Genomic DNA, 12,074 nt, shown 5'->3' with positions numbered 1-12,074 from the left:
AGTAATCACTAAATGTGTGGGCCGAAGCCGCCGGTTTTCAATGCGCTGTCCGACAGGATCCGTTTCTGGACAACCAGTCCCGGGCATCGTCAAAGTCGTTGGCGATCTGCTCTTTCAGCGCGTCCACGGAGCCGAATTTGATCTCCTCGCGCAGGGCCTCACGAAACACAACGTCGATTTGGCGACCGTAGAGTGTGCCAGCAAAGTCAAACAGGTGCACTTCCAGCGCCGGCTGTTTGCCATCCACCGTTGGCCTCAGGCCGATATTGGCGACGCCATCGTAGGTCGAACCGTCATCAAGCGTCGTGCTGACGACGTAAACACCCTTCAGGGGCGCCATGCGCTTAAGCAGAATATTGGCCGTTGGTGCCCCGATTTCGCGCCCGAGTTGACGTCCGTAGACCACGCGACCGGTGATCCGGTAGGCGCGGCCCAGGAGCGTCTCTGCTTCGGCCAATTTGTTCAGGGACAGCCGGTCGCGAATCCGGGTGCTGCTCACCCGCTCACCGTCGATGGTCACGGTGCGGGTATTCTCCACCGTGAAGCCCTGGCTCTCTCCGGCCTCCCGCAGCAGCATGAAATCACCGGTGCGGTCACAGCCAAACCGGAAGTCATCACCCACCACCAGATGGCGCACGCCCAGGCCATTGACCAAAACCGCGTCAATGAATTCCCGGCTGGTCAAACGGCGGAATCGGCCGTTGAAATGCAGGCACAGCACGTAATCAATACCTGCTGCGGTCAGGGCCTCAAATTTCTGCCGGAACGACATCAGCCGAGGAGGCGCCTCTTTGCCCTGAAAAAACTCTCGGGGCTGGGGCTCGAACACCATGACCACCGACGGCAGCCCCAGGCTGGCGGCTTTCTCTTTGACCTGCTCCAGGATGGTCCGGTGCCCAATGTGCACCCCGTCGAAATTTCCAATGGTCGCGACACAGCCACCAACAAGGGGAGAATCCTCCCGCCGGGACAGCAGAGTCAGGTTGGTCAGGCCTCGGATCAGACGCATGCAATGCGAACCTTCAATTACCAGCTGGCTTTCAGCTCCCCGTATCATCCAGGGCAAACACGCGTGGTTTTGCCGGACCGGGGATCACTGGTGAGAAAACGCGCGATTATACCTTACCTCTGCCGGAAATGTCTTACCCTCACCCCGGTCAGCGCCAGCATCAGGAAGTAAACCGCAACGCCAACACCAACCAGCACCGCCATATCAGAAGCTCGCTGGAAGCCACCGGCCGCCAGCCAATCGCTCACGGGCGCCTTGAGCCAGACAATGCTTGCCGCCAGCGCCAGGTTGGCACTGACAATCTGGAGCAGGAAACGCCCCCACCCGGGCTGGCTGCGCCAGGCACCCTGATTGCGCAACCCGCGCCAGAGCAGGTATCCATTCAACCAAGCCGACAAGGAAGTCGCCAGCGCAAGACCGGCATGTGCCAGCGGGATGACCAGCATGAGATTGAAGGCCATATTGGCAACCATGGCGATCACACCAATCTTGACCGGGGTTTTGGTGTCCTGCCGGGCAAAAAACCCCGGCGCCAGCACTTTGATCAGCATGAATGCCAGCAGGCCGGCGGAATAGGCACGCAGACTTTGAGCCGACATCAACACGTCGCGATCGGTCACTTCACCATAGTGAAACAGCGTGGCAATTAAAGGTTCCGCCAGCAGCGCCAGCGCCACCGCGGCCGGCAGACCAATCAACAGGACTGCTCGCACAGCCCAGTCAAGGGTGGCCGCAAACTGATCGGCAGACTCAGCCGCGTGTTTCCGGGACAGGCTTGGCAGGATGACGGTGGCAATGGCAATGCCAAACACCCCGAGAGGAAGTTCCGACAGCCGATCCGAGTAGTACAACCAGGAAACGCTACCGGTCTGTAGAAAGGACGCCAGCACCGTATCCAGTAGCAGGTTGATCTGGCTCACTGACACACCGAATAGCGCCGGCGCCATCAATCTGAGGATACGACCAACCCCTTCGTGCTTGTAGTCGATCCGGGGGCGCGGTAACAGACCCAGGCGCATCAGGAACGGTAACTGGAAAAACAGCTGCAGCGCCCCCGCAATAAGCACGCCCCAGGCCAATGCCATAACCGGCTCGGCCATGAGCGGCGCCAAGTAAATAGCGGCACCAATCATCGCCAGATTCAGCAGAACCGGGGTAAAAGCAGGCACTGCAAATCGGTCGTAGCTGTTCAGTATGCCCCCAGCAAACGCCGTCAACGAGATCAGCAAAAGATACGGAAAGGTAATCCGCAGCATGTCGCTGGCCAGGGCAAACTTTATCTCATCCTCAAGGAAGCCGGGGGCAAACACGGCGGTCAACACTGGCGCCCCTAGCATGGCCACCAGAGTAACCGCCAACAGAATCAGCCCCAGTGAACCCGCCACCGCATCCACCAGCCGTTTGACCTCCGACACCGGCTGATTTTCCCGATAGGAGGAGAGCACCGGCACAAACGCCTGGGAAAAGGCGCCTTCAGCAAACAGACGGCGGAGGAAGTTAGGAATCTTGAACGCCACAAAGAACGCGTCCGCACCGGCACCCGCGCCGAAATAGCGGGCGATGACCATGTCCCGGACCAGGCCCAACACCCGCGACAGCATGGTCATGGTACCGACAAGCCCGGAGGATCGGAGCAGCCCCGGGGCCTTTGGCAGGCTTTTTTGCTTGGTTTTGGTTTCGGGTTCCGATGACATGCAGGTACTGATCTGACGTTAGATGGCGATACGGCAAGGCGTCTCGGAAACTACTAGCTCGGCCCGGACACCCTCACCCAATGAGCGGCGAGTTTAGCACAGGCCTCTCGTGCCGGGGGATGACCGGGCGATGAAATGACCAATGGTCTTGACATTTCAGGGTTTCAGCGGCATAGTTCCGCGTCATTTATTTCGACGCGCTGGTTTTGGCGCGCCCGCGATGTAACGAATCATTCAGCAACGAATTTGAGATTTTCAGGAGTTTTACGGTGGCAAATACCCCGCAAGCCAAAAAGCGCGCACGTCAGAACGAGAAGAACCGCAAGCACAACGCAAGCCTGCGTTCTATGGCTCGTACCTACATGAAAAAGATCCAGACCAAGATTGAGTCCGGCAACTACGAAGAAGCTCAGGCTGCCTTCAAGCAGGCTCAGCCGATTCTGGACAGCATGGTCAACAAAGGCATCTTTGCTAAAAGCAAAGTCGCTCGTCATAAGAGCCGCCTGAGTGCCAAGATCAAGTCTCTGAAGGGCGCGTAAGCGGAATTCTCTTCAGAAATAAAAAACCGGCCAATTGGCCGGTTTTTTTATGCCTGCAATCGGGGTTTTAAACGAGCACCAGATTATCCCGATGAATCATCTCGTCACCTGAGACATACCCCAGCACCTCGGCAATCTGATCACTGGAGCGCCCGGCGATCGCCCTGGCCTCATCCGCATCGTAATTCACCAGACCACGGGCAACCTCTTTGCCCGACGAATCGACGCAAGACACCATCTCGCCCCGACGAAACAGACCAACGACCTCACGAACACCGACCGGCAGCAGACTTCGACCACCCAGACAAACAACCTTGACCGCACCATCGTCCAGACTCAGCTTGCCGCGAGTCTGCAGATGACTCGCCAGCCACTGCTTGCGAGCCGCGACCCTTCCCTGCTCTGGCAGCAGCAGCGTGCCAACGACATCGCCCTGACGCAGGCGGGTAATCACGCCTTCAATCCGCCCTCCGACAATCACGGTAAACGCACCGGAACGGGCCGCCAACCGGGCAGCACGAACCTTGGTCAGCATGCCACCACGCCCGAGCGCACCGGCACCACCGCCAGCCATGGCATCAAGCGCAGGATCACCGGCCTTGCTCTCAGCTACCAGCGAGGCATCAGCGTGCTTGCGCGGGTCTTTATCGAACAAGCCCAGCTGATCAGTCAGGATGATCAGGCCATCGGCCTCAATCAGGTTAGCAACCAGGGCACCGAGGGTATCGTTGTCGCCAAACCGGATCTCGTCGGTGACCACCGTGTCGTTTTCATTCACGATCGGCACCACCCCAAGGTCCAGAAGCGCCCGCAAGGTGCTGCGACCGTTCAGGTAGCGCTTGCGATCGGAGAGGTCGTCGTGGGTCAGCAAAATCTGTGCGGCGTGCAAACCATGGCGCCGGAACTGCGCTTCCCAGGTTTGCACCAACCCCATCTGCCCCACAGCAGCGGCAGCCTGGAGCTCATGCAGGTGTTGCGGCCGCGCTTTCCAGCCGAGCCGGCTCATGCCCTCGGCCACGGAACCGGAGGACACGATCACAACCTCCACACCCTCTTCAATCAAACCGGCAATCTGATCGACCCACAACCCCAACGAGGCCACATCCAGGCCTTTACCGTCGTTGGTCAGCAGGGCACTTCCGATTTTGATGACCAGGCGCTTGGCCCGACGCAGATGGGTGCGCTCACTCATGATCCGTGCGACTCTCTTCGTTTACTCGGGGGCGTAGACCACTTCGACGTCGTAATCATCGTCATCGAAGTCGTCGTCATCGTCGTCGTCCTGACGGGCCGCACGACGCGCCTGGCGCTCCGCTTCGATCCGAACACGGGCCTCCTCGTCCATCCGACGCTGGCGAGCAGCTTCGCGCTCGGCCACCTCAGGATTCTGAGTCTCTTCCTCGGCCTGCTGCTCTATCCAGCGCATAACGGCCTGGGTCAACGGCTTGGTACCTTCACCGCTGAGCGCGGAGATCCAGAACACCGGGCCCTTCCAGCCCAGCTCATCGACGATGGCCTGACAGTGGGCATCGCGATCTTCCTCGGCGACCATATCCACCTTGTTCAGCACCAGCCAGCGCTCACGCTCAGCCAGGGTTTCACTGAACTTCTCAAGCTCGTGCTCGATCGCACGCACCGCCTCGACCGGTGATGAACCGTCATAAGGAGCCACGTCCACCAGATGCAAGAGCAACCGGGTGCGAACCAGGTGCTTGAGGAAACGGATGCCAAGGCCAGCACCCTCTGCCGCACCTTCAATCAAGCCGGGAATATCGGCGATCACAAAACTCTGATGCGCCTGCACACTGACCACACCAAGATTGGGTACCAGTGTGGTAAACGGATAGTCGGCCACTTTGGGCCGCGCCGCCGAGACCGAACGAATAAACGTCGACTTGCCGGCATTGGGCATACCAAGAAGACCAACGTCCGCCAGCACTTTCAGCTCAAGACGGAGATTTCGCAGCTCACCTTCAGACCCCTTCGTAGTCTGCCGGGGCGCCCGGTTCACCGAGGACTTAAACCGAGTGTTGCCAAGGCCATGAAAGCCGGCCTGAGCCACTTTCAGACGCTCGCCGGGACGGGTCAGATCACCCAACACCTCATGGGTATCCATATCCACCACGGTGGTTCCCACCGGCACCGGCAACACCAGGTCTTCACCCTTGTTGCCTGTACAATTCCGGCCCGAACCAGGCTGGCCATTCTGAGCCTTGTGCTTACGCTGGAACCGATAGTCGATCAGCGTATTCAAGGCACTTTCGGCCTCCAGATACACGGAGCCACCGTCACCACCGTCGCCGCCGTCGGGACCGCCCTTTGGCACGTATTTCTCGCGCCGAAAACTGAGGCAACCATGTCCGCCTTTTCCAGCCTCAACGATGATGGTGGCTTCGTCTACGAATTTCATTGATAAACCCTTTGCGCTTCGCGCATAAACTAAAAAGCCCCGCAGCCTCTAGGAAGCTTTGCGGGGCTCCTGGCAACTCTGATATCTGATGATATCAGGGCCACCTAAGGTTCGACAGAACCGGATCGCCGCTGCTTACGCAGCAGGAACGATGCTCACGAACTTACGGCTCTGCGGGCCTTTGACCTCGAACTTCACCTGACCTTCCGCTTTCGCGAACAGGGTATGGTCCTTGCCAATGCCTACATTGTTACCAGCGTGGAAACGGGTTCCGCGCTGACGAACGATGATGCTGCCTGCAGATACATTTTCGCCGCCATAGCGCTTCACACCAAGTCGTTTCGACTCGGAATCGCGACCGTTACGGGTACTACCTGCTGCTTTTTTGTGAGCCATTACCAGCCTCCTTCTCTAAGGGGTAATTCGAGAGCCTCAGCCCTTGATACCCGTGATCTTGACTTCAGTAAACCACTGACGGTGGCCCTGACGCTTCATGGAATGCTTCCGACGACGGAACTTGATGATCTGAACCTTGTCGTGACGACCGTGGCTGACCACTTCGGCAGTCACTTTGGCGCCATCTACAACCGGCGCACCTACCTGAACCTTATCGCCGTCGGAAACCAGCAGAACGCGATCGAACTCAACGTTGCCACCGGTTTCAACTTCCAGCTTTTCCAGCTTCAGAGTTTCGCCTTCTTTTACACGGTGCTGTTTACCACCGCTAACAATAACTGCGTACATTAACCTTCTCCGCGATTGACCCATCCCTGCTCTTATCCACCTGGTTCTAAGGGAAGCTCTTTGGCAACCCTATAGCAGGGAGCGCAGGTTGGGATGAGTTGGGCGCGTGATTGTACGAAAAGGTGCCGCGCAATACAAGCCAAGTTGACACTGTAGGCAGCAATACCTAGCATTGCCGCGACCTGCCCTAAATATCACTGACCGCTTTCATCAAACAGCAGCCATCAAATAGAAGAAGGGATCAACAAGCCGCATGACAGCCCAGCGCATTTACGACACCGTGGCCGACGACTTCAGCCGCGTCAACGACCTGATCATCCAGCGGCTGTCATCAGACGTTCCCTTGGTGGAAAAAATTGCCCAGTACATTATTGAGAGCGGTGGCAAGCGCCTGCGCCCCCTGTTGGTGCTGCTTTCCAGCCAGGCCGCCGGCTACAACGGCAATAACCACCTGAAGCTGGCCGCAGTGATCGAATTCCTGCACACCGCCACCCTGCTCCATGACGACGTTGTCGACACCTCAGACATGCGCCGGGGCCGAAGCACTGCCAATGCCCGCTGGGGCAACGCTCCCAGCGTTCTGGTAGGGGATTTCCTTTACGCCCGAGCGTTCGAGATGATGGTGGAGCTGGAAAGCCTGCCGATCATGAATGTGCTTTCACACGCCACCGCCGTAATTGCCGAAGGCGAAGTGATGCAGCTGATGAACGTCAAGAATCCGGATCTGACGGAAGAGCAGTACATGAAGGTCATTCACAACAAGACCGCCATGCTGTTTGAAGCCGCATCCCACTCCGGCGCCCTGCTGGCCGGCGCTAGCGAACCGCAGGAGAAGGCGCTGCAGGACTACGGCAAACACCTGGGCCTGGCATTCCAACTGGTGGACGACGTACTGGATTACCGGGGCGATGCCGAAACCATGGGTAAGAATGTCGGCGACGACCTGGCGGAAGGCAAAGCTACGCTGCCACTGATCCATGCCATGGCCAACGGCAGTGACGAAGAGCGCCAGCTCATTCGTCACGCCATTCGCAAAGGTGGTCTGGACGATCTGTCCCAAATTGTTACCGTTGTCGAAAGCTCTGGCGCCCTGGAATACACCATGGCGCGAGCCCGGGCCGAGGCAGCGCAGGCCGCCGAATGCCTGTCCGGACTTGGGGAGTCCAGCCATAAGACCGCACTCACCCTGCTTACCGAAGTAGCTGTGGCCCGGGTTAGCTAAGCGCTTCCCGGCCATGAGGAGCATCCAGCTCGACCTCGGGCCCGACCGGAACCACCTGGGTCGGGTTAATGGTGCGCTGGCTAACGTAGTAATGGCGCTTGATTTGGTCCAGATCCACGGTTTCAGCCACACCGGGCACCTGATACAGATCCCGCACGTAGGCTGACAAAGCCGGGAAGTCGGCAATCCGCTGGCGATTGCATTTAAAGTGACTGAAGTAAACCGCATCAAACCGAATCAAGGTCGTGAACAACCGCCAATCGGCTTCGGTCAGCTGGTGCCCGACCAGATAGCGCTGGGTCGACAACCGGTCCTCCAGCCAATCCAGCGACCGGAACAGCTCAGCATAAGCCTCTTCGTATTTATCTTGCGCAGTCGCAAAGCCAGCCTTATACACCCCATTGTTAACGGTGTGATAAATCCGCTCATTGACGGCCTCAATGCCTGAAACAAGCTCAGCCGGATAGAAGTCCAGCTCCGCCTTGACCCCATCCAGGCCGTCGAAAGCAGAATTCAGCATTCTGATGATGTCCGCCGACTCATTACTGACAATGGTCTGCTTCTGGGCATCCCAAAGCACCGGCACCGTCACCCGGCCAGAATAGCTGGGCGCAGCCCGGGTGTAGAGCTGATGCATGAACCGGTAGTTATACAGGTCATCCTGATGCGCCTCATCGTCCGGTCGGAATTCCCAGCCGTTCTCCACCATGTCCGGGTGCACGACGGACACCGCGATGTGCGGCTCCAGCCCCTTCAGCTTCCGAAAAATCAGGGTCCGGTGAGCCCAGGGACAGGCCATGGACACATACAAATGGTAGCGACCGGACTCGGCCTGAAAGCCACCTTCACCCTGGGCTCCCGGTGTTCCGTCTGCGGTGACCCAGTTACGGAAGCGCGCGGCTTCTCGCTCGAATTTGCCTCCAGTCTTATCGGTGTCGTACCACTTGTCGTGCCATTTGCCGTCTACAAGAAGGCCCATCTGTACACTCCCGTTAAAATTTCTGATTGTGACCGCCCGTTCGCAATTAATCGGCAACGGGCCCATCCACATTTAACGGGAAGAATAACGAGTACCCTGCTACCCTCTCAAACAAGCATTTCTGGCCAACAACTTCAGATATTTCGAACATGCACACAGCCATCACCATTGACGCCCTGAAAGTCCTTGACGCCATTGACCGCAAAGGCAGTTTTGCCGGCGCCGCCAATGAACTGTTCCGGGTACCCTCGGCCATCAGCTACACCGTGCAAAAGTTGGAAGAAGACCTCAACGTTGCCATTTTCGACCGCAGCGGACACCGTGCCAGCCTGACACCGGCCGGTCGTTACCTGCTCGAGGAAGGCCGCACGCTTTTGGAGGCGGCGGAGAATCTTGCCCATACCACCAAACAGGTCGCCCAGGGCTGGGAAACGCGCCTGCGCATCGGCTTCAACTCGCTGTTGCCGGCATCGTGCCTGTTTCCGGCGGTTCGCGAGTTCTACGCGCTGGGCGTGCCGGTTGATGTGCAGATTGTCGAAGAGGTTTTTGCCGGCTCCTGGGATGCCCTGCAAGACCGCCGCGTCGACCTCATCCTCGGCGCCGACCAATCCAGCAAACCCGCCGGCAATTTCACCACCCAAGCCCTGGGTACCATACCCTTCGTATTTGCAGTCGCCCCCGACCACCCGTTGGCGGAAACCAGCGACGCCCTGACGGAAGACGATATCACCCAATACCCGGCGGCGGTGGCAGCGGATACCTCGCGCTCCCTCCCACCCGGTCATGCCGGCATTTTTCGGCGCCAACGCACACTGACTGTTGCCAATATCGACCAGAAAATCGCTATCCAGGAATCCGGCCTTGGGGTCGGATGGCTGCCGCTACCCCGCATTCGTGAGCAACTCGCGCGAGGAAGCCTCATCACCAAGGAGGTGCACGAGCCCAGGGCCCCAATCATGCTGCATGCAGCCCGGCATGCGGACGATCAGGGCAAGGCACTGATGTGGTTCTGGGATCGACTGACCACCGATGCCTCTCTCAAGGAATGGCTCGCTAACTGAATCGGGGCAAGATAACGTGGCCGAGGTAGAGTCCGGTTTCTGGCGGCAGAGCCAACAGGAAAACTCGCTGTTCGCGTATACTAAGCGAACTTTAGCGCCAAGGGAGTTTATTGATGCGGCAGTTGTCGGAACTGGATGCCTCGTTCCTGTACCTGGAATCAGAGACCACGCCCATGCACATTGGGGGCATCTATCTGTTCGACGCCAGCGAGCAGAAAACGCCCCTGGCGTTCAGCACTTTTGTTGCTTACCTCCGAAGCCGGCTGCATGTGGTCCCGGTCTTCCGCCAGCGCTTAAAGGAAATCCCCATTCGCCTGGGCCGCCCTTACTGGATTGACGATCCTGATTTCAGCATTGAGCGCCACCTGGCCTACGTCAATCTGGGGGAGCATGGCCAAAGGGATACGTTGATAACTCTGGCGTCGAAGATTCTGGAAGAGCCCCTGAAACGGGACCGACCACTATGGCATATTACCTTTGTGGACGGCTTCCGGTTGGACGACGACGATGCCGACAGTCAGGGGTTTGCACTCATCGTGCGGCTGCACCATGCGGCCATCGACGCTTTCAGCGGCGAGGACATCCTGAGTAATCTTCTGGAATATACCCCGGAACCCCGTCCGATCCATGCTCCACGCCCCTGGCACCCGCGCCCTGCCCCGTCAGAAGAACGCGTCATGCTCCAGGCCGGCGCCAACATCCTGAGAACACCGGTGCAATTTACCGCCCTGGCCGTTAATGCCGCCCAGGCCACCGCACGGGGCCTGATCCAGAAGCAGTTGCGCAAGCTGCCCGTGCCCTTCCCGCTGTTCTCCGCGCCACACAGCCCGTTCAACCGACAGATCACAGCCAATCGGCAAATCGTCTCTGCCAATGTCGACCTGGCCCGGCTCAAAGCGATCAAAGCCACACTGGGGGACGTCACGCTCAATGATGTGGTTTTGGGGCTGTGTGCCGAAACCCTTCGCCGGTACAGCGTTGATCACAAGGCCGACACCCGGAAATCGCTGATCGCCATGACCCCAATTTCGGTGCGCTCCAACAGCCTGCGCAGGGCTACCGGCAACCAGATGTCGGCGATGCTTCTGGACTTGTCCACCTGTGAGCCGGACCCGGCCTTGCGGATACGCCGGATTCACTGGAATGCGGTCGCCTCGGAACCCTACCGGGAAGCCATTGCGGCCGATCGACTGACCGAACTGCTGCCCTCGACCATGCTGGCGTTGTCCGCCCGGTTGTACTCAGAGCTGCAGATTGCGCAACGCTACCAGCCGGCATTCAATCTCCCGATCACCAATGTTCCGGGCCCCCAGGTTCCGCTGTACCTGCAGGGCGCAAGACTGGTCCAGCAATACAACACGGCGCCACTGTTCGACAGCATGGGACTGGTGATCGTCGCCGTCAGCTACCAGGGCAGTCTCACGTTGAATTTTACACTGTGCCCGGATGTGGTCGCCGATGGCGTCTCCCTGGCCGGCTATGTTGAGGAAAGCCTGGCCGCTATCGAGACAGCAGCGAACTCACTGGAACCGGAGGAAGACTCGGAAGGGGGCTCGACGTCGTCACACCACACCTTGACCGACGATGTGCTGACCGCACTGGAAGGTGTTCTGAAAAAGGCGCTGCACCGCTTTCGCGCCTGAGGAGGCTACCGGCCCACCCCAGGGCAGGCCGGCGCCTTGCTATGGGTCGTTATTCAAAGGCCCAGCGCAGGAAAGCTTTCTTCTCGTCTTCGGTGGCCGTTGCCCAAACCGCCTTGAGTCTCTCCAGCGCATTCTCATCGGCTGAATCGACCGCACGGCTTGCGGGAATAGGTGTGCGGTCAGAGGCAGGCTCAGGCGCCCATACCTGAGAGGTCGCTACCGCCTGACCCTCTTCGTTGACTACCGTGGCCATAAACGTCTCCGCCATTTGCTCGGCCTCGGCGCGCGATTCCGGCTCAGGGAAACTAAAGCGATACACCTCGTCCTGATTGGCGTTGAAACGGACAACTTGGGGTTCACTCAGGTACACATGCACCTTTGATTCGCCATTCTCAACCACACCGGACTTTGCCCAGATAGTCTTGTGCGTGAACACCACTTCGTTCTCACCGGGCAACAGGGCGTAGTCCAGCGCCAGATCGTCCATCAGGAAGCTGCTCATATTACGGCCGTTAACCTGGGTTACCTTAATCGCGCCGGGCGCCTTCAGCGTAGAAGCCTGGCTTGCTTCTTCCGGCTCCCCTTCCCAAGTCTCTACCCGCGTCATAGACGTCGAACAGCCGGCCAGCGCGACCACCAGAACACTCGCCACCAGTGAACGCGAAACGCGCTTGATTGAACGACCAAACTTCGGCTGAAACGATGAAGCTTGCGTGATACCCATGAAATCTCCTTGATGTGAAGGGAAAAGGTCCTGAGGTTAGCACCCGTTT

12 protein-coding genes are annotated in these 12,074 nt (G+C 58.6%); 4 read left to right on the top strand and 8 right to left on the bottom strand.

Annotated elements, in window-relative coordinates:
• Positions 1 to 37 precede the first annotated feature (37 nt).
• Positions 38 to 1,009, bottom strand: a complete 972-nt coding sequence (ribF, locus tag FGO67_RS16735; RefSeq protein WP_203301790.1) for a bifunctional riboflavin kinase/FAD synthetase — start codon at positions 1,007 to 1,009, stop codon at positions 38 to 40.
• Between the two features lie 113 nt (positions 1,010 to 1,122).
• Positions 1,123 to 2,703 (bottom strand): murein biosynthesis integral membrane protein MurJ, encoded by a 1,581-nt coding sequence (gene murJ / locus FGO67_RS16730; protein ID WP_203301789.1) that lies wholly within the window; start codon positions 2,701 to 2,703, stop codon positions 1,123 to 1,125.
• Between the two features lie 269 nt (positions 2,704 to 2,972).
• Here murJ and rpsT point away from each other — a divergent pair, with 269 nt between their 5' ends.
• Positions 2,973 to 3,242 (top strand): 30S ribosomal protein S20, encoded by a 270-nt coding sequence (rpsT, locus tag FGO67_RS16725; RefSeq protein ID WP_203301788.1) that lies wholly within the window; start codon positions 2,973 to 2,975, stop codon positions 3,240 to 3,242.
• Between the two features lie 67 nt (positions 3,243 to 3,309).
• Here rpsT and proB read toward each other — a convergent pair whose 3' ends face one another.
• From proB to rplU, 4 genes are all read right to left on the bottom strand, one after another.
• Positions 3,310 to 4,434, bottom strand: coding sequence for a glutamate 5-kinase (gene proB, locus FGO67_RS16720; RefSeq protein ID WP_203301787.1), 1,125 nt, complete (start codon positions 4,432 to 4,434; stop codon positions 3,310 to 3,312).
• Between the two features lie 21 nt (positions 4,435 to 4,455).
• Entirely contained in the window at positions 4,456 to 5,652 is a 1,197-nt protein-coding gene (gene cgtA, locus FGO67_RS16715; RefSeq protein ID WP_203301786.1) for an Obg family GTPase CgtA, read from the bottom strand.
• 135 nt (positions 5,653 to 5,787) lie between these two features.
• Complete coding sequence (rpmA, locus tag FGO67_RS16710) at positions 5,788 to 6,048, bottom strand: 50S ribosomal protein L27 (protein WP_041341649.1); 261 nt, start codon at positions 6,046 to 6,048, stop codon at positions 5,788 to 5,790.
• 36 nt (positions 6,049 to 6,084) lie between these two features.
• Complete coding sequence (rplU, locus tag FGO67_RS16705) at positions 6,085 to 6,396, bottom strand: 50S ribosomal protein L21 (protein ID WP_041341647.1); 312 nt, start codon at positions 6,394 to 6,396, stop codon at positions 6,085 to 6,087.
• A gap of 253 nt (positions 6,397 to 6,649) precedes the next feature.
• Between rplU and ispB the strand changes: the two genes are divergently transcribed.
• On the top strand, positions 6,650 to 7,618 hold the full coding sequence (gene ispB, locus FGO67_RS16700; protein WP_203301785.1) for an octaprenyl diphosphate synthase: 969 nt from the start codon (positions 6,650 to 6,652) through the stop codon (positions 7,616 to 7,618).
• On the opposite strand, the gene FGO67_RS16695 is transcribed toward ispB, so the two are convergent.
• Positions 7,611 to 8,597, bottom strand: a complete 987-nt coding sequence (locus tag FGO67_RS16695; RefSeq protein ID WP_203301784.1) for a glutathione S-transferase family protein — start codon at positions 8,595 to 8,597, stop codon at positions 7,611 to 7,613. The genes ispB and FGO67_RS16695 overlap by 8 nt on opposite strands.
• Before the next feature lie 149 nt (positions 8,598 to 8,746).
• Between FGO67_RS16695 and FGO67_RS16690 the strand changes: the two genes are divergently transcribed.
• Positions 8,747 to 9,658 carry a LysR substrate-binding domain-containing protein gene (locus FGO67_RS16690; protein WP_203301783.1) on the top strand — a complete coding sequence of 304 codons (912 nt, stop codon included), beginning with the start codon at positions 8,747 to 8,749 and terminating at the stop codon, positions 9,656 to 9,658.
• A gap of 113 nt (positions 9,659 to 9,771) precedes the next feature.
• Positions 9,772 to 11,301 (top strand): WS/DGAT/MGAT family O-acyltransferase, encoded by a 1,530-nt coding sequence (locus FGO67_RS16685; protein ID WP_203301782.1) that lies wholly within the window; start codon positions 9,772 to 9,774, stop codon positions 11,299 to 11,301.
• Positions 11,302 to 11,350: 49 nt separating this feature from the next.
• Here FGO67_RS16685 and FGO67_RS16680 read toward each other — a convergent pair whose 3' ends face one another.
• On the bottom strand, positions 11,351 to 12,025 hold the full coding sequence (locus FGO67_RS16680; RefSeq protein WP_203301781.1) for a DUF2057 family protein: 675 nt from the start codon (positions 12,023 to 12,025) through the stop codon (positions 11,351 to 11,353).
• Between the last annotated feature and the right edge of the window lie 49 nt (positions 12,026 to 12,074).

Source organism: Marinobacter sediminum (assembly GCF_016820575.1).
GTDB classification, from domain to species: domain Bacteria; phylum Pseudomonadota; class Gammaproteobacteria; order Pseudomonadales; family Oleiphilaceae; genus Marinobacter; species Marinobacter sediminum.
This window is presented reverse-complemented; position numbering and strand designations above follow the sequence as displayed.

Bases quoted from the DNA above. Each gene is read 5' to 3' on its own strand.
- ribF (WP_203301790.1), bottom strand. From the start codon at position 1,009: ATGCGTCTGATCCGAGGCCTGACCAACCTGACTCTGCTGTCCCGGCGG.
- murJ (WP_203301789.1), bottom strand. From the start codon at position 2,703: ATGTCATCGGAACCCGAAACCAAAACCAAGCAAAAAAGCCTGCCAAAG.
- proB (WP_203301787.1), bottom strand. From the start codon at position 4,434: ATGAGTGAGCGCACCCATCTGCGTCGGGCCAAGCGCCTGGTCATCAAA.
- cgtA (WP_203301786.1), bottom strand. From the start codon at position 5,652: ATGAAATTCGTAGACGAAGCCACCATCATCGTTGAGGCTGGAAAAGGC.
- rpmA (WP_041341649.1), bottom strand. From the start codon at position 6,048: ATGGCTCACAAAAAAGCAGCAGGTAGTACCCGTAACGGTCGCGATTCC.
- rplU (WP_041341647.1), bottom strand. From the start codon at position 6,396: ATGTACGCAGTTATTGTTAGCGGTGGTAAACAGCACCGTGTAAAAGAA.
- ispB (WP_203301785.1), top strand. From the start codon at position 6,650: ATGACAGCCCAGCGCATTTACGACACCGTGGCCGACGACTTCAGCCGC.
- FGO67_RS16695 (WP_203301784.1), bottom strand. From the start codon at position 8,597: ATGGGCCTTCTTGTAGACGGCAAATGGCACGACAAGTGGTACGACACC.
- FGO67_RS16690 (WP_203301783.1), top strand. From the start codon at position 8,747: ATGCACACAGCCATCACCATTGACGCCCTGAAAGTCCTTGACGCCATT.
- FGO67_RS16685 (WP_203301782.1), top strand. From the start codon at position 9,772: ATGCGGCAGTTGTCGGAACTGGATGCCTCGTTCCTGTACCTGGAATCA.
- FGO67_RS16680 (WP_203301781.1), bottom strand. From the start codon at position 12,025: ATGGGTATCACGCAAGCTTCATCGTTTCAGCCGAAGTTTGGTCGTTCA.